22 protein-coding genes are annotated in these 21,562 nt (G+C 63.2%); 4 read left to right on the forward strand and 18 right to left on the reverse strand.

What is annotated here, in order from left to right; translation table 11 throughout:
* Positions 1 to 162 precede the first annotated feature (162 nt).
* Positions 163 to 468, forward strand: coding sequence for a hypothetical protein (locus LG047_RS04085; RefSeq protein WP_227965606.1), 306 nt, complete (start codon positions 163 to 165; stop codon positions 466 to 468).
* A gap of 110 nt (positions 469 to 578) precedes the next feature.
* Here the strand turns inward: LG047_RS04085 and LG047_RS04090 are convergent, their stop codons facing one another.
* The 17 genes from LG047_RS04090 to LG047_RS04170 all read right to left on the reverse strand — a co-directional run bounded on the left by LG047_RS04090 (position 579) and on the right by LG047_RS04170 (position 18,500).
* Positions 579 to 2,249, reverse strand: a complete 1,671-nt coding sequence (locus LG047_RS04090) for a ribonuclease J (protein ID WP_227965608.1) — start codon at positions 2,247 to 2,249, stop codon at positions 579 to 581.
* Positions 2,246 to 3,046 (reverse strand): biotin--[acetyl-CoA-carboxylase] ligase, encoded by an 801-nt coding sequence (locus tag LG047_RS04095; protein ID WP_227965614.1) that lies wholly within the window; start codon positions 3,044 to 3,046, stop codon positions 2,246 to 2,248. The genes LG047_RS04090 and LG047_RS04095 overlap by 4 nt, the downstream gene beginning before the upstream one ends.
* A gap of 13 nt (positions 3,047 to 3,059) precedes the next feature.
* Positions 3,060 to 4,496 (reverse strand): NADH-quinone oxidoreductase subunit NuoN, encoded by a 1,437-nt coding sequence (gene nuoN, locus LG047_RS04100; RefSeq protein ID WP_227968427.1) that lies wholly within the window; start codon positions 4,494 to 4,496, stop codon positions 3,060 to 3,062.
* A 13-nt stretch (positions 4,497 to 4,509) separates the two neighbouring features.
* Positions 4,510 to 6,036: an NADH-quinone oxidoreductase subunit M gene (locus LG047_RS04105; protein ID WP_227965616.1), complete on the reverse strand. Its 1,527-nt coding sequence runs from the start codon at positions 6,034 to 6,036 to the stop codon at positions 4,510 to 4,512.
* Positions 6,036 to 8,072, reverse strand: coding sequence for an NADH-quinone oxidoreductase subunit L (nuoL, locus tag LG047_RS04110; RefSeq protein WP_227965618.1), 2,037 nt, complete (start codon positions 8,070 to 8,072; stop codon positions 6,036 to 6,038). Before nuoL ends, LG047_RS04105 begins: the two co-directional genes overlap by 1 nt.
* 7 nt (positions 8,073 to 8,079) lie before the next feature.
* Positions 8,080 to 8,388, reverse strand: a complete 309-nt coding sequence (nuoK, locus tag LG047_RS04115) for an NADH-quinone oxidoreductase subunit NuoK (protein ID WP_036287502.1) — start codon at positions 8,386 to 8,388, stop codon at positions 8,080 to 8,082.
* Between the two features lie 15 nt (positions 8,389 to 8,403).
* Complete coding sequence (locus LG047_RS04120; RefSeq protein ID WP_036282482.1) at positions 8,404 to 9,006, reverse strand: NADH-quinone oxidoreductase subunit J; 603 nt, start codon at positions 9,004 to 9,006, stop codon at positions 8,404 to 8,406.
* Positions 9,007 to 9,059: 53 nt separating this feature from the next.
* Positions 9,060 to 9,548, reverse strand: a complete 489-nt coding sequence (gene nuoI, locus LG047_RS04125; RefSeq protein WP_036282484.1) for an NADH-quinone oxidoreductase subunit NuoI — start codon at positions 9,546 to 9,548, stop codon at positions 9,060 to 9,062.
* 8 nt (positions 9,549 to 9,556) lie between these two features.
* Positions 9,557 to 10,591: an NADH-quinone oxidoreductase subunit NuoH gene (gene nuoH, locus LG047_RS04130; protein ID WP_051134493.1), complete on the reverse strand. Its 1,035-nt coding sequence runs from the start codon at positions 10,589 to 10,591 to the stop codon at positions 9,557 to 9,559.
* A gap of 22 nt (positions 10,592 to 10,613) precedes the next feature.
* Entirely contained in the window at positions 10,614 to 12,674 is a 2,061-nt protein-coding gene (nuoG, locus tag LG047_RS04135; protein WP_227965622.1) for an NADH-quinone oxidoreductase subunit NuoG, read from the reverse strand.
* A gap of 37 nt (positions 12,675 to 12,711) precedes the next feature.
* Entirely contained in the window at positions 12,712 to 14,016 is a 1,305-nt protein-coding gene (nuoF, locus tag LG047_RS04140) for an NADH-quinone oxidoreductase subunit NuoF (protein WP_227965624.1), read from the reverse strand.
* Positions 14,017 to 14,036: 20 nt separating this feature from the next.
* Complete coding sequence (gene nuoE, locus LG047_RS04145) at positions 14,037 to 14,645, reverse strand: NADH-quinone oxidoreductase subunit NuoE (RefSeq protein ID WP_227965626.1); 609 nt, start codon at positions 14,643 to 14,645, stop codon at positions 14,037 to 14,039.
* Entirely contained in the window at positions 14,645 to 15,850 is a 1,206-nt protein-coding gene (locus LG047_RS04150) for an NADH-quinone oxidoreductase subunit D (protein ID WP_036282492.1), read from the reverse strand. Before LG047_RS04150 ends, nuoE begins: the two co-directional genes overlap by 1 nt.
* 11 nt (positions 15,851 to 15,861) lie before the next feature.
* On the reverse strand, positions 15,862 to 16,464 hold the full coding sequence (locus LG047_RS04155) for an NADH-quinone oxidoreductase subunit C (protein ID WP_227968428.1): 603 nt from the start codon (positions 16,462 to 16,464) through the stop codon (positions 15,862 to 15,864).
* 82 nt (positions 16,465 to 16,546) lie between these two features.
* The gene (locus tag LG047_RS04160; protein WP_036282496.1) at positions 16,547 to 17,131 is read right to left on the reverse strand and encodes an NADH-quinone oxidoreductase subunit B family protein; all 585 of its coding nucleotides are present in this window, start codon (positions 17,129 to 17,131) and stop codon (positions 16,547 to 16,549) included.
* Positions 17,122 to 17,487, reverse strand: a complete 366-nt coding sequence (locus tag LG047_RS04165; RefSeq protein WP_036282498.1) for an NADH-quinone oxidoreductase subunit A — start codon at positions 17,485 to 17,487, stop codon at positions 17,122 to 17,124. Before LG047_RS04165 ends, LG047_RS04160 begins: the two co-directional genes overlap by 10 nt.
* A gap of 182 nt (positions 17,488 to 17,669) precedes the next feature.
* Positions 17,670 to 18,500 carry an ATP12 family chaperone protein gene (locus tag LG047_RS04170; RefSeq protein WP_227965628.1) on the reverse strand — a complete coding sequence of 277 codons (831 nt, stop codon included), beginning with the start codon at positions 18,498 to 18,500 and terminating at the stop codon, positions 17,670 to 17,672.
* Positions 18,501 to 18,634: 134 nt separating this feature from the next.
* Between LG047_RS04170 and LG047_RS04175 the strand changes: the two genes are divergently transcribed.
* Positions 18,635 to 19,426: a class I SAM-dependent methyltransferase gene (locus LG047_RS04175; protein WP_227965630.1), complete on the forward strand. Its 792-nt coding sequence runs from the start codon at positions 18,635 to 18,637 to the stop codon at positions 19,424 to 19,426.
* A gap of 3 nt (positions 19,427 to 19,429) precedes the next feature.
* On the opposite strand, the gene LG047_RS04180 is transcribed toward LG047_RS04175, so the two are convergent.
* Complete coding sequence (locus LG047_RS04180) at positions 19,430 to 20,485, reverse strand: RluA family pseudouridine synthase (RefSeq protein ID WP_227965631.1); 1,056 nt, start codon at positions 20,483 to 20,485, stop codon at positions 19,430 to 19,432.
* Positions 20,486 to 20,675: 190 nt separating this feature from the next.
* On the opposite strand from LG047_RS04180, the gene LG047_RS04185 reads away from it, so the two are divergent.
* Complete coding sequence (locus tag LG047_RS04185) at positions 20,676 to 20,882, forward strand: hypothetical protein (RefSeq protein WP_227965633.1); 207 nt, start codon at positions 20,676 to 20,678, stop codon at positions 20,880 to 20,882.
* 13 nt (positions 20,883 to 20,895) lie between these two features.
* Positions 20,896 to 21,552, forward strand: a complete 657-nt coding sequence (locus LG047_RS04190; protein ID WP_227965635.1) for a pyridoxamine 5'-phosphate oxidase family protein — start codon at positions 20,896 to 20,898, stop codon at positions 21,550 to 21,552.
* Positions 21,553 to 21,562: the final 10 nt, after the last annotated feature.

Here is a 21,562-nt window from a genome sequence, read left to right on the forward strand (position 1 = left end):
TTGAATGTGTAGGACGAAACCGCCGAGATTGTCACATTCTTTTTATGTGCGCGTGCTTGACACAAATCGTTCGCGCGGCCCGAGGGCGCGCGCGTCGCAGCCGCAAATACTCCCCGGTCGAGGCGTCTGAGCGCTTCCCTTCTTCTTCGATGGAGAAAGAAAATGAAAAAACTGCTGTTTGCTGTCCTGGCTCTCGCCCCTTCTGTCGCCTACGCGGGCGACGAAGCATTCGACTGCAGCAAGAAAGACGGCGACGTCGAATGCAAGGTCAAGAAGGACCATGTTTCGGTCAAGGCTGTCACGATCGATGGCGGTGACTGCGCTGTTCCGGCCCGGGACAAGGCGTACCACAAGACCATGGCCAAGGGCGACAAGTTCAAATTGCCCGGTTCGCACGAATGCAATTATGTGAGAGCTTTCACGATCACGACCGAGGACGGCAAGACGCAAAAATTCGTTGCGTTTTGAGGAATGTCACGAAACTTGCCCGCAGGCGGCGGGCAAGTTTTGCCGCTCGGGCAAGCAGTCGTTTCGTTTAGACGCGTTTTCAGCCAAACCGCCCCTGCATCGGGCGTAGATCAAACCGTCACAACCATCACATGCACGATGGGCTTCTTGCCCCATACGGAAAACACGGCGCCGCGCACCGAGCGCTCGATCGCATTTGAGATCGCGTCCGCGTCCCGTCGGCGCGCGCGCGGCAGGCCGTCAAACGTAGCGAACAGCGCCTCGTCGACGACCTCCCCCATGTCCTCGCCGAATTTTCCGCGCTTCGGCACGCCGGCGAAGACGACATCCGGATCGCCGACGAGATCGCCCTTCTTGTCGACGGCGAGCGCGATCGACACCACGCCCGCATAGGAAAGCTTGCCGCGCTCGCGCACGGCGCCGTCATCCTCACGCAGCACGACGTCGCCGTCCTTGAACAGGCGACCGGCCGGAATCTCTCCTACAACGCCAGGCGCGCCGGGCGCGATGCGCACGAGCGAGCCGTTGCGCGCCGGAACGACTTGGTCCACGCCCTTCGTCTTGGCGAAGGCGGCATGCTGGGTGAGATGATGCGCCTCGCCATGCACGGGGATCGCCGTCTTGGGCCGCACCCAGTCATACATCTGCGCGACTTCGCCGCGGCGCGGATGGCCGGAGCAATGGACGAGGTGATCGTGATCGGTGATCACTTCAACGCCGAGATTGCACAGATTGTTGATGACGCGATGAACCTCGCGCGCGTTGCCCGGGATGGTGCGAGAGGAAAAGATGACTCGATCGCCGGGACCGAGCTTGATCGACGGATGCTCGTTGTTCGCGGCGCGGGCCATGGCTGCGCGCGGCTCGCCCTGGCTGCCGGTGGCGATGACGACGACCTTCTCGCGTGGAAGCGTCGGCAGAAGTTCGGGCGAATGAAAACCGGGTATGCCGTCCAGATAGCCGCATTCACGCGCGACCTGAACCACCCGATCCATCGCGCGGCCGGCGACGACGACCGTCCGCCCGCACTCCATCGCGGCCTCTGCAATGGCGCGCAGACGCTGGACATTGGAGGCGAAAGTCGTGATGAGGACGCGCCCCGTCGCTTCCGAGATCAGCGTCCTTAAGGTGCGGGCGACGTCGCTCTCCGAAAAACTGTCGCCCTCGCGAAGAATATTGGTCGAGTCGCAGACCAGCGCATCCACGCCCTCGTCGCCCAGCGTCCGCAGCCGCGCCTCGTCGATCCGCGCGCCGATGCCCGGTTCGGGATCAATCTTCCAGTCGCCGGTGTGCAGCGCGACGCCGAGCGGCGTGCGGATCGCGAGCGCATGCGCCTCGGGGATCGAATGGGCGACGGCGATATATTCGACAGTGAAAGGATCGAGGTCGAGCACGCTTCCGGCTCGAGCGGGAAGCAGATCAATCTTCGGCGCGCCGGGCTCGCTCAGCCGGCGCACCTCCAGCAGGCCAGAGGCGAAAGGCGAGGCGAAGACCCTGCACTTGAGCTTCGGCCATAGCGTGGCGAGCGCGCCGATATGATCCTCATGCGCATGTGTAATGCAGATCGCGACGAGATCCTTCGCGATTTTCTCCACGAAGGCGATGTCGGGAAAGACGACGTCGACGCCCGGAAGCTCTGGTCCCGGAAAACCCAGTCCGCAATCGACCATCAGCCATTTGCGCGCTTTCGGCGGCCCATAGCCGTAAAGCGCCAGATTCATGCCAATTTCGCCGACGCCGCCGAACGGCACGAAAACGAAGTCAGCCGCGCCGGTCGTCATCGGGCTATTCCTGCCGCGATGGGGCGCGGGCCAAGCAGCACGTCCCCGGCTTCCACGACGCGCGCGCCGTCACTGGTCGCGAGAACCAGCCGACCAGAGGAGTCTATCGTCTCGAATCGGCCCTCGACGGTTTCCCGAGCCAACGCGACCCGAATGTCGGCGCCCAGCCCGGAGGCGTAGGTCAGCCACTCCTCCCGCAATTGCGCAAAGCCCGCGCCGCCGCGCCAGATTTCGAGCGTCTCCACGAGGGCGTCGGAGAGATGCGCAAAAACGGTCGCAGCTGAAGGCGCCTCTGCGCCAAGAGCAGCAAGCGCGCGGGCTTCATAGGGAAGATCATCCGGCGAATTCGCGCAATTGACGCCAATGCCGATGATCGCGACCGAAGACGCCGGCGCGCGTGCGTCGCCGGTGGGAACGATCACATTCTCGAGAAGAATGCCGCCGAGCTTTGCGCCGTCCAGCATCAGGTCATTCGGCCATTTCAGCCCGAAACGCCCGCGCCCCGCAGCCGAAACCAGCGCGCGCATCGCCGCAACGCCGGCGACGAAGCCCAGTTGCGGCGCGACGAGAGTTTCGCCGAAGTCGCTGATGATGAAGCTTGCATGGAGATTGCCGGCCGGCGACAGCCACTCCCGGTCCATCCGGCCCCGGCCTTTCGTCTGACGCGCCGCGACGACCCAGAGCGGACCCCATTCGCCGCCTTCAATCAGGCGACGAGCCTCGCTATTGGTCGAGTCTACCTCATCGAGCGCAAGAAGCCGAACGCCATGCGCGCGCGCGGTTGAACCAATTTCCACGCGCGCGTCCTCTTCAGAACAGTGATTTGGCTGCAACGGTAGCCGCGTCCATGACCGGCGCAGGATAGATCCAGAATCCGAGCAGCGCGATGGTCGAGACGGCGAGAACGGCGCGGATCGCCAGCGGCGAACGGTCGAAGCCCGGCGCCGGATCGTCGAAATACATGACCTTCACGACGCGCAGATAATAGAAGGCCGCCACCGCGCTCGCCAGCACGCCGATGACGGCGAGCGGATAAAGCCCGGCGTCGACCGCCGCGAGCAGCACGTAATATTTCGCGAAGAAGCCGGCGAGCGGCGGCACGCCCGCAAGCGAGAACATCAGCATCGCCATGAAGAAGGCCATGAGGCCATTTGTGCGGGACAGGCCGGCGAGGTCCGAGATGTTCTCGACGTTCCTGCCGTTGACGCGCATCGCGAGGATGGCGGCGAAGGAGCCGAGCGTCATAACCAGATAGACGGCGAGATAGATCGCCACGCCCTTGACGCCCGCCTCATTACCGGCGGCAAGGCCGATCAGCGCGAAGCCCATGTGGCCGATGGACGAATAGGCCATCAGGCGCTTGATGTTCTTCTGGCCGATCGCCGCGAAGGAGCCCAGCAGCGTCGAGGCGATCGCGAGGAACACGATGATCTGACGCCACTGATGGGTCACGCCCGGGAAAGCGGTGATGACAATGCGCGCCGTGATGGCCACGGCGGCCATCTTGGCGGCGGAGGCGAAAAACGCGGTGACCGGCGTCGGCGCGCCTTCATAGACGTCGGGCGTCCACATGTGGAACGGCGCGGCCGACATTTTGAAGGCGAGACCGGCGAGCACGAAGACGAGGCCGAAGATCACGCCGATGGGCGCCTGATCAGACACGACCTGCGCAATGCCCGAAAAGGACACCGTGCCCGCGAAGCCGTACAGCAGCGACGACCCATACAGCATCATGCCGGACGACAGCGCGCCGAGCACGAAATATTTCAGACCCGCTTCCGACGAACGACCGTCATCCCGCGCGAAGGCGGCCATGACGTAAAGCGCGAGCGACATGAGCTCGAGGCCGAGGTAGAGCGCGATGAGATTATCCGCCGAGATCAGCAGCATCATGCCGAGCGTGGAGAGGATGACCAGCACCGGATATTCGAATTTCTCGAGGCCGTTTCGCTGCAGCCAGTCCACCGACATCAGGATCGAGACCAGCGCGCCGACGAGCGTCAGCACTTTCATGAAGCGCGAGAAGGCGTCATCCATGAAGGCGCCGTCGAAAGCGGCTTGATCCACCGACTTGGTCGACAGCACGATCGCCAGAATGGCGAGACCGAGGAGACCGACGGCCATTTCGTCGACGAGGCTGAAACCGCGCTCGCCGCGCCAGGCCCCGATCAGAATCAGAACCATTACGCCGACGGCGAGAATGATTTCCGGCAGGAAGTTTTGCGCGAGTTGAACGAGAAAGGGCATCGTCATTGATCCGTCATTGACCCGCGACGGCGAATTTCACCGCGTCGAGCAGGGCCGTATGGGATTGGATGAGATTGTCGACCGAAGCTTGAGTCGCACTGAGGATCTGTCCCGGCAGCACGCCGTAATAGATTGTCAGGGCGATGAGTGGGGCGAAGATCGCGATCTCGCGCGGCGTCAGATCGACGATGTCCTTGAGGCTCGCCTTCTCCAGCGCGCCGAAGACGACGCGACGGTAAAGATAAAGCGCATAGGCCGCCGAGAAGATCACGCCGCTGGTGGCGATAAGCGCAACCCAGCTGTTGGCCTTGAAGGCGCCCATGAGCGACAGGAATTCACCAATGAAGCCCGTCGTGCCAGGAAGCCCGACATTGGCCATGGTGAAAAGCATGAACACGAAGGCGTAAATCGGCATCCGGTTCACGAGCCCGCCATAGGCCGCGATCTCGCGGGTGTGCATGCGGTCATAGATGACGCCGACGCAGAGGAAGAGCGCGCCGGACACGAAACCATGCGAAATCATCTGGAACATCGCGCCCTGCACGCCCTGCGGATTGAGCGTGAACAGGCCCATCGTCACATAGCCCATATGGGCGACCGACGAGTAGGCGATGAGCTTCTTGATGTCTTCCTGCACCAGCGCGACGAGCGAGGTGTAGACGATGGCGATGACCGACATCGCATAGACCAGCGGGGCGAAATAGGCCGACGCGTCGGGGAACATCGGCAGCGAGAAACGGATGAAGCCGTAACCGCCCATCTTCAGCAGGATCGCCGCGAGGATGACCGAACCGGCCGTCGGCGCCTCGACGTGAGCGTCCGGCAGCCACGTGTGCACCGGCCACATCGGCATCTTCACCGCGAAAGAGGCGAAGAAGGCGAGCCACAGCCAGGTCTGCATCTCCTTGGGGAAATCGGTCTTCAGCAACACGGTGATGTCGGTCGTGCCGGCCACGCCATACATGGCGAGGATGGCGACCAGCATCAGAAGCGAGCCGGCGAGCGTATAAAGGAAGAATTTGAAGCTCGCATAGACGCGCCGCTTGCCGCCCCAGATGCCGATGATGAGGAACATCGGAATGAGGCCGCCCTCAAAGAAGAGGTAGAAAAGAACGAGATCCAGCGCGCAGAAGACGCCGATCATCAGCGTCTCGAGCACGAGGAAGGCGATCATATATTCCTTCACGCGCTTCGTGACCGACTCCCAGGAGGCGAGGATCGAGAAGGGCATGATGAAGGTCGTCAGCAGGACGAGCGGCATCGAGAAGCCGTCGACGCCCATCTTGTAGACGAGGCCGCCCTTGCCGGCGCCTTCAGCGCCGAACCAGCTCTTTTCCTCAACGAACTGGAAGGCGGCGCTCGACGCGTCGAAGCCGGACCAGACGTAGAGGGACAGCGCGAAGGTCGCGAGCGTCGTCAGAAAGGTCGCCCAGCGGATGTTGCGAAGGCTCGCCTCGTCGTCGCCCTTCTGTGTCAGAAGGAAGGCGACGCCGACCAGAGGAAGAAAAGTGAGGCCGGAAAGAATGCCGAACCCATACATCAGCGGAGCCCCCCGACGACGAACCAAGTAACAACCGCCGCGACGCCGATGAGCATGGCGAAGGCATAGTTATAGATGTATCCGGTTTGCAGACGCACTGCGAGGCGCGCGCCATCCGCGACGCGCGCGGCGACGCCGTCGGGACCGAGGCCGTCGATGATGGCGCCGTCGCCGCCCTTCCAGAACAGACGGCCGATCGCAAAGGCGGGCTTCACGAAGATGGCGTCATAGAGCTCGTCGAAATACCATTTGTTGAGCAGGAACTGGTAGAGACGCGGGAAAGCGCCCGCAAGCTTCTGCGCGGTTCCGGGCTTGAGCACATAGACATAGAGCGAGACGAGGAAGCCGAGGATCATCATCGCGGTCGGCGCGAAACCGGCCCACGCGGGGATCTGGTGCATTTCGTGCAGGATTTCATTGTGCTCGCCCGTGAAAAGCGCGCCTTTCCAGAACTCGCCATATTCGTGACCGGCGAAATAGGGCTCGAACAGGAAGCCCGCGCCAATCGCTCCGAGCGAGAGAATGGCGAGCGGGATCAGCATCACGATCGGCGATTCATGCGGGGCGTGATGGTGATGGCCATGACCATGATCATCATGCGCATGGTCATCGTGATGGGCCCCATGCGCATGCTCGTCGTGCGTCGGTTCGTCATGCGAGTGGTTGTGTGCAATCTCATGCGCCGGGCGGTGACCGAAGAAGGTCATGAACACGAGGCGCCATGAATAGAAGGAGGTCAAACCCGCGGCGACGACCGTCGACACGAAGCCGATCATCGCAGTCGTGTGGTGTTCGCCAGCGGCAAAGGCCGCCTCGATGATGCCGTCCTTCGAGAAATAGCCCGCCGTGTAGGGGAAGCCCGTCAGCGCCAGAGTGCCGATGGTCATCATGGCGAAGGTGAAGGGGATGTCCTTGCGCAGGCCGCCCATGTTCCGCATGTCCTGCTCGTGATGCATCGCGTGGATGACCGAGCCGGCGCCTAGGAACAGCAGCGCCTTGAAGAAGGCGTGGGTGAAGAGGTGGAACACGCCGAGCGAATAGGCGCCGACGCCTTCAGCAACGAACATGTAGCCGAGCTGCGAACAGGTCGAATAGGCGATGACGCGTTTGATGTCATTCTGCACGAGGCCGACGGTCGCGGCGAAGAACGCCGTCACGGCCCCGATCAGCGTCACGAATTCCAGCGCTGCGGGCGCATGTTCGAAGATCGGCGACAGTCGCGCGACCATGAACACACCCGCGGTCACCATGGTGGCGGCGTGGATGAGCGCGGAAACCGGCGTCGGGCCCTCCATCGCGTCGGGAAGCCATGTGTGCAGGAAGAACTGCGCCGACTTGCCCATGGCGCCGATGAACAGCAGGAAGGCCGCAATCGTCAGGGCGTCGACGTCCATGCCGAAGACATGGATCGGCTTGCCCGCAAGACCCGGAACGGCCGCGAAGACCTCATTGAAGCTCAGCGACTGCGTGAGCTGGAAGACGAGGAAGATGCCGAGAGCGAAACCGAAATCGCCGACGCGGTTGACCACGAAGGCCTTAATGGCGGCGGCGCAGGCCGACGGCTTCTCGTACCAGAAGCCGATGAGCAGATAGGACGCCAGCCCCACGCCCTCCCAGCCGAAGAACATCTGCACCAGATTGTCGGCGGTCACCAGCATCAACATGGCGAAGGTGAAAAGCGACAGATAGGCGAAGAAGCGCGGACGCGACGGGTCCTCGTGCATGTAGCCGATCGAATAGAGGTGCACGAGGCTCGACACGGTGTTGACGACGACGAGCATCACCGCTGTCAACGTGTCGACGCGCAGCGCCCAGTCGACCTTGAGCGCGCCAACCGTCATCCAGTTGGCGAGGACGGGAGCGCTTGCCTCTTTGTGGCCGAGGGCCACGTCGAAGAACACGACCCAGGACAGCACGGCCGAGACCATGAGCAACCCGGTCGTAACGAGCTCCGACGGGCGCGGTCCGAGCTTGCGCCCGAAGGCGCCTGCAATCAGAAAACCGAGCAGCGGGAGAAAGACGATTGCCTGAATCATCGCGGGATCAGCCCTTCAACGAATTGATGTCTTCGACCGCGATCGTGCCGCGATTGCGATAGAAGGCGACGAGGATCGCAAGGCCGATTGCAGCCTCCGCCGCCGCCACGGTGAGAACGAAGAGCGCGAACACCTGCCCCACCAGATCGCCGAGCGACTGCGAAAAGGCGACGAAGTTGAGGTTCACCGACAGGAGAATCAACTCCACCGACATTAGGATGACGATGATGTTCTTGCGGTTGAGAATGATGCCCGCAACGCCGAGCGTGAACAGGATCGCGGCGACGACGAGGTAGTGAGTGAGGCCGATGGTCATCATGAGACTTCCTCGTTAGACGCCGGTCCGGAACGGGACTTTCTTGATTTCGATGACATTGTCGCGGTTGCGCGCGTTCTGTTCCGCGATCTTCTGGCGCTTCACATTCGGCTTGTGATGCAGCGTCAGCACGATCGCGCCGATCATGGCGGTAAGCAGCACCAGCGCTGAAGCCTGGAAGAAGATCACATACTTCGTATAGAGCACCTGCCCGAGCGCCGCAGTGTTCGAGACATTGGCGACGATGGGCGTGGCGGCCGCCGAGGAAGCCGAAGGCGCGGATTGCCAGCCGATGGCGACCATGCCGAGCTCCGCCAGAACGACGACGCCGACCGCGGCGCCGACAGGCAGATATTTATTGAAGCCCTGCTTCAATTCCGCGAAGTCGACGTCGAGCATCATGACCACGAAGAGGAACAGGACCGCCACTGCGCCGACATAGACCACGATGAGGATCATGGCCAGGAACTCGGCGCCGGCAAGCAGGAACAGACCCGCGCCGTTACAAAAGGCGAGGATGAGAAACAGCACGGAATGCACCGGATTGCGTGCGAAGATCACCACGCAGGCTGACGCGATCATGATCGTCGCGAAGATGTAGAAAAATACAGCCGCCACGGCCTCATCCTCTCATGAAGAGCGCGACCTGCGTCGCGGCTCGCGTTCTCTTTTTACCGGTAGGGCGAGTCCATCGCGATGTTGCGCGCGATCTCACGTTCCCAGCGGGCGCCATTCTCGAGCAGGCGCTCCTTGGTGTAGTAAAGCTCCTCGCGCGTCTCGGTCGCGAATTCCTGGTTCGGGCCCTCGACGATCGCGTCGACGGGGCAGGCCTCCTGGCAATAGCCGCAATAGATGCACTTCACCATGTCGATGTCGTAGCGCGTCGTGCGACGGGTGCCGTCGTTGCGGCGCGGACCCGCTTCGATGGTGATGGCCTGAGCCGGACAGATCGCCTCGCAGAGCTTGCAGGCGATGCAGCGCTCCTCGCCGTTGGGATAGCGGCGCAGCGCATGCTCTCCCCGAAAACGCGGCGAAATCGGGTTCTTTTCATGCGGATAATTGATCGTCGCCTTCGGCTTGAAGAAGTAGCGCATGGATAGCCAGAAGGCGCCCACGAACTCCGACAGGAACAGCGACTTGGCGGCTTGGTCTAGTCTCATGACGGGCCTCAGCTCGCGACCGCGCCGGGGCCGAACTGCAGCACCGCGGCGACAATAATGACCATGACGAGCGAAATCGGCAGGAACACTTTCCAGCCCAGACGCATAAGCTGATCGTACCGATAACGCGGCACGAACGCCTTCACCATGGCGAAGAAGAAGAAGAAGAAGCTGACCTTCAGGATGAACCAGATGACTCCTGGCACCCAGGTGAAGGGGGCGATATTCGCCGGCGGCAGCCAGCCGCCGAAGAACAGGATGGTCAGCAGGGCGCACATGGTCACGATCGCCACATATTCGGCGAGCATGAACAGCACGTAAGGCGTCGCCGAATATTCAATCATGAAGCCGGCGACGAGTTCGGATTCCGCCTCGACGAGGTCGAAGGGAGGACGGTTCGTCTCGGCCAGCGCCGAAACGAAGAAGATGACGAACATCGGGAACAGGCGCAGCCAGTACCAGCCGGCCATGCCGTATGGCGTGTCCTGCGCGCGAACGATTTCGGTCAGATTCAGCGAACCGGCGCAGAGCAGCACGGTAATGATGACGAAGCCGATCGAGACTTCGTACGACACCATCTGCGCGGCGGAGCGCAGGGCGGACAGGAAGGGATATTTCGAGTTCGACGCCCAGCCGCCCATGATGACGCCGTAAACGCCGAGCGACGAAAGCGCGAAAATATAGAGGATGCCGACATTGATGTCGCCGACGACCCAGCCGCCGTCCGACACCGGCACCACCGCCCAGGCGGCGATCGACAGCGTCGCCATGATGAATGGCGCGAACAGGAAGATGCCCTTGTTCGCGGTGTCCGGGATCACCGGCTCCTTGAGGGCGAATTTGATGAAGTCGGCGAAGCTTTGAAGCAGACCCCACGGGCCGACGACATTCGGGCCGCGACGCAACTGCACCGCCGCCCAGATCTTGCGGTCAGCGAGAATGACGTAGGCCACATAGATCAGCAGAACCACCGCGATCAGCACGCTCTTGATGAGCGCGAGCAGAACGGGGCTTTCCGCGAGATAGGCGGTAATTGCGTTCAGCCACTCGGTCACGTCTTCGCTCCTATTCCGCCGCCTGCTTCAGCCGGCCTTGCGCGAGAGCCGAGCATTCCGCCATGACCGCCGAGGCGCGCGCGATCGGATTGGTGAGGTAGAAATCTTCGATGGCCGGGACGAAAGCGTCCTTCATCGCGACCGCCGGATGAATGGCGAGCTTGCCGATATCGGCCGCGTCGCCCGCCGCGATCTGGTCGATGCGCGCGAAATGCGGATGGGCCTCGACGAGCTTTTTGCGCAAAGCCGCAAGCGAGTCGAAGGGCAGCGCCTGCCCGAGCGCGCCGGAAAGCGCGCGCAGGACAGCCCAGTCCTCGCGGGCCTCGCCTGGAGGGAAGACAACGCGCGAGGCAAGCTGCACGCGGCCTTCCGTGTTCACATAGAGGCCCGACTTTTCCGTGTAGGCCGCGCCGGGCAAGATCACGTCGGCGCGATGCGCGCCGCGGTCGCCATGCGTGCCGATATAGACGACGAAGGCGCCCGGATCGATCGCCAGTTCATCGGCGCCCAGGTTGAAAATGAGGTCGAGAGCGCCCGCTTTGGCCATCGCCTGCGCGTCCATGCCGCCCGCCGCCGGCGTGAAGCCGAGATCGAGCGCGCCGACGCGCGACGCCGCCGTGTGGAGGACGCTGAAGCCGTTCCAGCCGTCGCCGACCCCGCCGAACTTTTGCGCGGCCTGCGCGGCGAGCGCGAGAATGGCGTCGCCGTCCGGGCGTGCGAGCGCGCCCTGCCCCACGATCACGAGCAATCTGCCCGCCGGCTTGCCATCCTGAATGAACCGCAGAAGCGAATCCGCGCCCGCGCCGAGATAGTCGTAGTCGTAAGTGAGATCGGCCTTTTCGCCGACCACCGAAATCTTGAAGTCGCCCCTGAGCCAGCGCTTGCGGATTCGCGCGTTGAGAACGGGCGACTCCTTTCGCGGGTTGGAGCCGACGATCAGCAGCGCGTCGGCGTCGTCGATACCGGCGACGGTGGCGTTGAACAGATAGGACGCGCGCCCGAATTTCGGATCGAGCTTGGCGCCATCCTGACGGCAATCGATATTCGGCGTTCCCAGCTGCTGCATGAGCAGCCTGAGCGCGAAAATCTCCTCGACCGCCGCGAGGTCGCCGACGATCGCGCCCGTACGCGCGGGCGCTGTCGTTTTGCGCTTGGCGGCGATGGCCTCGAAGGCCTCCTGCCATGTCGCGGGACGCAGACGGCCATTCTCGCGCACATACGGGCGATCCAGACGCTGGGTCTTGAGACCATCGACGATCTGACGCGTCTTGTCGGAAATCCACTCCTCATTCACCGCGTCGTTCACTCGCGGCAGGATGCGGATGACTTCGCGGCCGCGGGAGTCGACGCGGATGGCCGAACCCAGGGCGTCCATGACGTCGATGGTTTCGGTCTTCTGATATTCCCACGGACGCGCGCGGAAATTCTGCGGCTTGGGCAGCAGCGCGCCGACCGGGCAAAGGTCCGCGACATTGCCCTGGAGCTCCGAGGTCATCGCGCTTTCGAGATAGGTCGTGATTTCCATATCCTCGCCGCGGCCGATGGCGCCCATGTCGCCCGTGCCCGCGACTTCCGCAGTGAAGCGGACGCAGCGCGTGCAATGAATGCAGCGCGTCATCTCGGTCTTGACCAGCGGGCCGATATATTTGTCTTCGACCGCGCGCTTGTTTTCGCTGTAGCGCGAGCTGTCGCCGCCGAATGCGAGCGCCTGATCCTGCAGGTCGCATTCGCCGCCCTGATCGCAGATGGGGCAATCGAGCGGATGGTTGACGAGCAGGAACTCCATAACGCCTTCGCGGGCCTTCTTCACCATCGGCGATTTGGTGAGAACTTCCGGCGGCGCGCCGTTCGGACCCGGACGCAGATCCTTCACCGACATTGCGCAGGAGGCCTGCGGCTTGGGCGGTCCGCCCTTCACCTCGACGAGGCACATGCGGCAATTGCCCGCGATCGACAGGCGCTCATGGTAGCAGAAGCGCGGCACCTCGGCGCCCGCCTCCTCGCACGCCTGCAGAAGCGTGAACTCTCCCGGCACGTCAACTTCGACGCCATCGACGAGAATCTTGGTCACTTCGCTCTCTCCGAAGTCTCGACGCGCTTGTTCATGATCACTCCGCCGCCTCGCGCACCGGCTCCGGGTGCGGGTTGGCCGTATATTGATCGATTCGCTGTTCGATCACGTCGCGGAAATGGGTGATGAGACCCTGAATCGGCCACGCCGCCGCGTCGCCGAGCGCGCAGATGGTGTGGCCCTCGATCTGCTTCGACACGTCGAACAACATGTCGATTTCCTTCTTGTTCGCGCGGCCTTCGACCATGCGCTGCACGACGCGATACATCCAGCCCGTGCCTTCGCGGCAGGGCGTGCACTGGCCGCAGCTCTCGTGCTTGTAGAAGTAGGCGAGGCGCGCGATGGCGCGGATGATGTCAGTGGACTTGTCCATGACGATCACCGCCGCCGTGCCGAGGCCCGAGCCGAGCTTTACGAGGCTGTCGAAATCCATCGGGCAGTCGATGATCTGATGCGCCGGAACGCAGCGCACCGACGAACCGCCGGGAATGACCGCGAGAAGATTGTCCCAGCCGCCGCGAACGCCGCCGCAATGGGAGTCGATCAGTTCGCGGAAGGAGATCGACATCGCCTCCTCGACGTTGCACGGCCGGTTGACATGGCCGGAGATCGAGAAAAGCTTGGTGCCGGTGTTGTTGGGCTTGCCGATGCCGGCGAACCAGTTCGGGCCGCGACGCAGGATCGTCGGAACCACGGCAATCGACTCGACGTTGTTGACGGTCGTCGGACAGCCATAAAGGCCGACATTCGCGGGGAACGGCGGCTTCAGGCGCGGCATGCCCTTCTTGCCTTCGAGGCTCTCGATCAGGGCCGTCTCTTCGCCGCAGATATAGGCGCCGGCGCCGTGATGGACGTACAGATCGAAGGGATAGCCGTGGACGTTGTTCTTGCCGATGAGATTGGCCGCATAGGCTTCATCGACGGCGCGCTGCAACGCCTCGCGCTCGGCGATGAACTCGCCGCGAACGTAGATGTAACAGGCGTGCGCGCCCATGGCGAAGGAGGCGACCAGCGCGCCCTCGACCAGCGTATGCGGGTCGTTGCGCATGATCTCGCGGTCCTTGCACGTGCCGGGCTCGGACTCGTCGGCGTTGATGACGAGATAATGCGGGCGTCTGGGATCGACGTCCTTCGGCATGAAGGACCATTTGAGGCCTGTCGAGAAACCTGCGCCGCCGCGGCCGCGAAGGCCCGAGGCTTTCACTTCCTCGATGATCTTGTCGCGGCCCTTGGCGAGAAGCGCCTTCGTATTGTCCCACTGGCCGCGCTTGCGCGCACCGGCGAGCGAGCGATCCCCGAGGCCGTAAAGATTCGTGAAGATGCGATCTGAATCGGAGAGCATGATGGTTCCGTTCCCTCCGCTTACTTCTGGCCGTAGAGCGAGGTGAGGCTCGTGAGTCCGCCCTCGGGCTCCGATGAAACGCGGCCCTTCTGCGAGCCGGTCTTCACCGGACGGCCGGCGGCGAGATCGTCGAGAAGCTTCTCGAAATTCTCGGCGGTCAGGTCTTCGTAATAGTCGTCGTTGATCTGCACCATCGGCGCGTTGCAGCAGGCGCCGAGACATTCGACCTCGAGCCAGGAGAACATGCCGTCAGCCGTCACCTTGCGCTGTGGGCCGACGCGGCGCTCCAGCACCTTGATGAGATCGTCGGAGCCGCACAGCATGCAGGGCGTCGTGCCGCAAAGCTGGATGTAATACTTCCCCACCGGTTCGAGATTGAACATGGTGTAGAACGTCGCGACCTCGAGGACGCGGATCTTCGGCATGCCGAGCGTCTCTGCGACCTTCTCGATCGCCTTCTGCGGCAGCCAGTAATTGTTTTGCTTCTGCGCCTGCCACAGGGCTGGCACGACCGCGGAGGCCTGTCGGCCGTCGGGATATTTGGCGATCTGCTTTTCGAGCCACGCCTTGTTTTCGGCTGTGAACTCGAAGCTCTCGGGCTGGTTCTCGGCGAGACGACGGACGGACATTAGCGATCGACCTCCCCGAAGACGATATCGAGCGAACCTAGGATCGCCGAGACGTCGGCGAGCATGTGGCCCTTGCACAGGAAATCCATGGCGGACAGATGCACGAAGCCCGGCGCGCGGATCTTGCAGCGATACGGCTTGTCGCCGCCGTCGGATACGAGATAGACGCCGAATTCGCCCTTCGGCGCCTCGACCGCCGCATAAACTTCGCCGGCCGGGACGTGGAAGCCCTCGGTGAAGAGCTTGAAGTGATGGATGAGCGCTTCCATCGAGCGCTTCATCTCCTGACGCGACGGCTGCGTGATCTTGTGGTTCGGCGTCAGCACCGGGCCGCGGCCGTCAGCGCGCATCAGCTTTTCGACGCACTGTTTCATGATGTACGTCGACTGGCGCATCTCCTCCATGCGGATCACGGCGCGGTCGTAGCAGTCGCCATGTTTTCCGACGGGGATGTCGAACTCCATTTCCTCGTAGCACTCGTAGGGCTGCGCCTTGCGCAGATCCCAGGCCGCGCCGGAGCCGCGCACCATCACGCCGGAGAAACCCCATTTCCAGGCGTCCTCGAGCGAAATCACGCCGATGTCGACGTTTCGCTGCTTGAAGATCCGGTTCCCGATGAAAAGCTCGTCGAGATCGTCGACGACTTTCAGGAACGGGTCGCAGAAGGCGCCGATGTCCTCGACAAGCTGGTCGGGCAAATCGCGCGCCACGCCGCCGGGACGGAAATAATTGGCGTGCATGCGGGCGCCGCAGGCGCGCTCGTAAAACACCATAAGCTTTTCGCGCTCTTCGTAACCCCACAGCGGCGGGGTGAGCGCGCCGACGTCCATCGCCTGCGAGGTGACATTCAGGAGATGCGACAGCAGGCGGCCGATTTCGGCGTAGAGCACGCGGATGAGCTGACCGCGGCGCGGAACCTCCACATCGAGCAGGCGCTCGATCGCGAGACAGAAGGCGTGCTCCTGATTCATCGGCGCGCAATAGTCGAGCCGGTCGAAGTAAGGCACGTTCTGCAGATAGGTGCGCGACTCCATCAGCTTCTCGGTGCCGCGATGCAGGAAGCCGACATGCGGATCGACGCGCTCGACGACCTCGCCGTCGAGTTCGAGAATAAGGCGCAAAACGCCATGCGCCGCAGGATGCTGCGGGCCGAAGTTGATGTTGAAGTTGCGTTGACCCTGCGGGGCCGCGGGCTGTTCAGTCATCGTTGAGGCGCTCACTTGCTCGCCTTCTCGTCGCCGGGAAGGTCGTATTGGACGGCCTCCCACGGCGAGAGGAAATCGAAGTTGCGATATTCCTGCGTCAGTCGCACAGGCTCATAGACCACGCGCTTCTGCTCGTCGTCGTAGCGCACCTCGACGAAACCGGTCATCGGGAAATCCTTGCGCAGCGGATGCCCGTCGAAGCCATAGTCGGTCATGATGCGGCGCAGATCCGGATGGCCAGAGAAAATGACGCCGAAGAGATCATATGTCTCGCGCTCGTACCAGTCGGCTCCAGGAAAGAGCGAGACAAGCGAAGCCACCAGGGTCTCCTCCGAGGCCGGCGTCTTGATGCGGATGCGGCGGTTGTGCTTCGGCGACTGAAGATGCGCGACGACCTCGAAGCGCTCCTCGCGCTCGGGAAAATCCGCCGCCGTCACGTCGATCACGTTGACGAACAGACATTCGGCGTCGTCGCGCAGAAAGGTCGCGACATCGAGCCAGCGATCGCGCGCCACGGTGAGCGTGAGTTCGCCATAGGCGACCTTCACATTCGTCACCGCGCCGGGAAGAGCGTCGCTGATCCGCGCGCCCAGCGCCTCGAATTCCCCAACCATTGCCAGTCCCTTCGCAAGAAGCTTTTTGCTTCGCGTCAATTTTCCCTCGCGTTTCCCGCCCGCGACGCGAGCGGAGAACGCGCTAGCGCTCGATCGTCCCCGTGCGCCGGATCTTCTTCTGCAACAGCAGCATGCCGTAGACGAGCGCCTCGGCCGACGGCGGACAGCCCGGCACATAGACGTCGACCGGGATGATGCGGTCGCACCCGCGCACCACGGAATAGGAATAATGGTAGTAGCCGCCGCCATTGGCGCAGGAGCCCATGGAGATGACGTAGCGGGGCTCCGGCATCTGGTCATAGACCTTGCGCAGCGCCGGCGCCATCTTGTTGGTCAGCGTGCCGGCGATGATGATGCAGTCCGACTGGCGCGGCGAGGCGCGCGGCGCGAAGCCGAAGCGCTCGAGATCGTAGCGGGGCATAGCCGCCTGAATCATCTCGACCGCGCAGCAGGCGAGGCCGAATGTCATCCACATGAGCGACCCGGTGCGCGCCCAGTTGATGACGTCGTCCGTCGCGGTGACGAAGAAGCCCTTGTCGGCCAGCTCTTCGTTGATCTGAAGAAAGAAAGGGTCGTCCGATCCCACCGGCTTGCCGGTGCGCGGATCGATGAGGCCCTTGGGCTGCGGGGCGACGAGCGCGCCGCCCTGATTGGTGATCAATCCCATTCCAGCGCTCCCTTGCGCCACTCGTAGACGAAGCCGACGGTCAGCACGCCGAGGAAAACCATCATCGACCAGAAGCCGAAGGCTCCAGCCTCCTTAAATGCGACGGCCCAGGGAAAGAGGAAGGCCACTTCCAGATCGAACACGATGAATAGCAGCGACACGAGATAGAATCGCACGTCGAATTTCATGCGCGAATCATTGAACGGATTGAAGCCGCACTCATAGGCCGAGAGCTTCTCGGGGTCCGGCGCCTTGAAGGCGAACAGGAAGGGCGCGACGAGCAGGGCGCCAGCGATGATCGCGGAGAGCGCGATGAAGATCACCAGCGGCAGATATTGTTCGAGCAGCATCGGCATGGGTCGTGTCCGGTCGATTGCAGCGGGGCGAAGGCCGCATTCGCGGGAGCCATTTCCTTGGAAAGGCTCCAAGCCGCGCGTTCCGTAACAAAGCCCCTTGTGCAAAGCAAGAGACAAGCGCGCGATGTCCCGCCTTATGAGCGAAATCGTCGCAGTGGCGCTTAACAGGGCGCCGCGCCGCCCTATTTGTTGACGATTTCGGAAAGGAAGGCCGCCGCGCGCATCTCCACTAAGCGCGCCTCGCGCCGGGCGAGCGCCTCGGCGTCGGCGCCCCAGGCGCGCATCTGGAAGTCCTCGTCCACATGGGCTGCGGCCCAGGCGTCGTCTACTTTCAACTCGCCCAACGCCGTGGCGATTCCCACCATCAGCGAGCCGGTCAGCGTCGTCATGACATGCAGGGAGGACAGCCGGAACGGCGCCGAGGGCCCCTCGCCGACATATCCCCGCACCGCGGCGGCGATCGCGGCCAGCGCCGCCTCGCTCTGGGCCGCAAACATCACCCCTTCCGCCAGCGACAGCCTCGCCCCGAGCCTGTCGCGCGCGAAGGCGAGGAGCGGGTCCCAGGCCGCCGATTGCGCGGCGACAAGGCTCTCGGGCTCGCCTGCGCGGTAGCAGATCAGGTCGGAGCCTGCGTATTTGACGAGCTCCGCCTCAACCTCGGCCATTTGTCGGGCGACGCCGTCGATTGTGGAATTAACGAGCTTCGTCAGAGGCATGGTGGCGGGGTTGATCGTCTCCCCCTGCTCCGCCCATTCGGCGGCCATGGCTTCGGCGAGCTCCCGCGACGGGACGACGACGCGCCGCCTCGCCGGCGTGTTGACGGGGCGGCCGTCGAGAAGCACGCTGTAGCCGCCTTCGGCCTCCCCGACGGAGACCGTCTTGTAAAATCGCCTGGGTCCCGCCGCGCCCGCCGAATCGCGTTGGGCGCTGACATAGGCGCGCTCGGCCGCCTCAACGAAGAACTGCGAAGCGAGGTCGCTCTCCTCGCGGGGCTTTTTTGGTTCGTCGCTCATTTTTCCGCTTCTCGTCGATAACGACGGGACCGTCAAGGAATCCGCCGTTGAAGCCAAAAAACTGATTTTCCTCTATCTGCGCTTGCGGCACGGTGTTTCCCCCATCTGCGGCGAAATCCTGCGGCGCTGCGGGCATGAAAGTTAGAAATATGGATGAAAATCAGAAGCGGAAGCAGACGGACAACGCGAGAAGCCCGGCATGGACGACAGCGCATCCGATTGATTTTTACGTTACCGAACCCGAAAGATTTCGTGAGCTTTACCGCGGTCGCTTCGCCGATCTGTTCTTCGCCAATGAAGATCGCGTCGCTCACAAGTGGCTGCATTATTTCGCCATTTACGATCAGTTGCTGCAACCCTTCGTGGGAACGGCGGTGAGAATGCTGGAAATCGGCGTGAACAAGGGCGGTTCGCTTGCCCTGTGGCGACGCTTTTTCGGCGAAAAAGCCGTCATATTCGGCGTCGACGTCAATCCAGAATGCGCGGCGCTCGACAGCGCCGACGCCGCCGTGAGAATCGGCTCGCAGGACGACGCGACCTTTCTGGAGAAGGTCGTTGCGGAAATGGGCGGGATCGACGTCGTGCTGGACGACGGTTCGCATGTCGCGACCCATCAGCGCGCCAGTTACAACATATTGTTTCCATTGCTTAACGAGGGCGGGCTTTATCTTATCGAAGATATGTGCACGGCCTATTGGCCGCCATATCAGGGCGGGCTCGGAAGGCCCGGGACGGCCATCGAGTTCCTGAAGGAAAAAGTCGACGAGATGCACAGGCACTACCTGGCGCCCGGTCTTAATACGCCCGAACATATGACGGACATCGAAAGCGTGCAGTTCTTCGACTCGATCGCGGCTGTCCGCAAGCGCCGGCAGCTTCCCCGCCATCATCTTATGGTCCCGCCGGCGGCGAAACAGGGCGCGTGAGGCTTACGCGTCCGGCGCGTCCTCGATCGGGTCGTATTGCTTCACGTCGAAGCCGAACAGCTCCCAGCTCTTTTGCATGTGAGGCGGCAGCGGCGCGGCGACGTCCAGCGTCCCGCCTCTGGGATGCGGCAGGACGAGCCGCCGGGCGAGAAGGTGAAGCTTGCGCTCCAGCCCGTCGGGCATGGCCCTTAGGGGGTCGCGGCGGCGCACCTCGTCCTCGGGCCGGCGCCCATATTTCGGGTCGCCGAAGATCGGATGGCCGATCGCCTCGGCGTGGGCGCGCAGCTGGTGGGTGCGGCCGGTGAGCGGCTTCATCGACAGCCAGGCGCAGCGCGGCGCGACCTTGTCGACGATTGCGTAATAGGTCAGCGAATGCTGGGCGTCGGCTTCGCCATGCTTGGCGACCCGCATTTTTTCGAGGTCGCGGCCGCAGCCCCGGGCCTTCTCCATCCCGGCGCCCTTGGCGAGATAGAGCGACACCCTGCCCTGTGCGGGCTTGGGCACGCCTTCGACGAGCGCCCAATATATCTTTTTTGCCTGCCGGGAGCGGAAGATTTCGCCGAGGTCGGCCGCCATGCGCCGGGTCTTGGCGACCAGCAGCACGCCTGATGTGTCGCGGTCGAGGCGATGGACCAGCACGGGGCGCGAATCGCCCCTGGCGAGCGACTCCAGCATGCCGTCGACATGGCGCTTCTGGCCCGAGCCGCCCTGCGTCGCCAGCCCCCAGGGTTTGTTGAGGACGAGCACGTCCTTGTCCTCGAAGAGCGTCATGGCCTTGAGCGCCTGCGCGTCCTCGGGCGAGGAACGTTTCACCGCCGGCGCCTCGGGCGCCTCTATCCTGAGCGGCGGCACGCGAACCTTCTGGCCTTCTTCGAGCCGCGTCGAGGTCTCCACGCGCTTGCCGTCGACGCGGACCTCGCCTTTCCGGCAAATCTTCGCGAGATGGGACAGCGCGAGAGTCGGATATCGCCGCTTGAACCAGCGGTCGACGCGCATCCCCGCCTCGTCCTCCGTTACGGTCGTAGTGGAGACGCCGCTTTTGGCCTCGGGCGCGCTCATCGGTCGCCTCGCGGTTGCGGAAAGGGGAGAAGAAACGGCATTTCGGCCTTATGAACCAAAGCCCGTCCCTTTGTCGATGGCCCCCGTTACGGCTTCGATTGCGAGCGCTGCGGCGGCGGGGCATGTTGAGGCGCGCGCCCCGAAGCGCCGTCCGATCAAGCGTTCGTCATCCGGAGTAAAGTGAGGCCCTGTGCGAAAAGTTTTCGTAGCCCTTGCGGCTCTCGTCGCCGGATATGCCTCCGGCGCCTTTATCGGCGCTGTCCTGGTCGAAATCTTTTCCGGCAACCGGCATGACAAAAGCCTCGAGGTCGTCATGACCGCCGCTTTCGTGACCGGCCCCCTGGGCGCCTTCATAGGGCTGCTCGCCGCGATCTTCTGGCGCGGGTCGAATTCCTGAACAGGGAGTAAGCATGTCAAACTACTACGGCCCCGCCCATCGCGAGCTTCAGGACGCCTTCGACTCGCGTCGCCTCGCCGATCTCATGGAGGGCGGGGTGATGCACGCCGAATTCGCCCCCCACGAAGTCGAGTTCCTGCAGTCGCGGGACATGTTTTTCCTCGCCAGCGTCGATCCGGCAGGCCGGCCCACCGTCTCATACAAGGGCGGCGCGCCGGGCTTCGTGCGGGTGACCGGGCCGAAGTCTCTGGTCTTTCCGTGGTTCGACGGCAACGGCATGTTCTACTCCGCCGGCAACATCGCGGAAAACGGGATGGTCGGGCTGCTGTTCATCGACTTCGCGACGCCGAACCGTCTGCGCGTTCAGGGCGAGGCGAAAATCCTGCGGGGTCCGGAGTCCGCATCGCAATATCCCGGCGCGCAGTTTCTGATCGAGGTGCAGGTCGAGTCGATCTGGGTCAATTGCCCGCGCTACATTCATCCGCATCGGAAACTTTCCGACTCGAAATACCTCCCCGACGCGACCGGCTCTTCCCCGCTGCCGGGGTGGAAGCGGCTCGACATCGCGCAGGAGGCGCTCCGCCCGGAGGACCGGGCGCGGGTCGGAGAGGCTGGCGGGGTGGTCGACATGGACGCCTACGCCGGAATGGTGCAGCGAGGGGAAGGCTGAGACGCGCCTC

The organism is Methylocystis sp. WRRC1, assembly GCF_020733155.1.
Taxonomy (GTDB): Bacteria; Pseudomonadota; Alphaproteobacteria; order Rhizobiales; family Beijerinckiaceae; genus Methylocystis.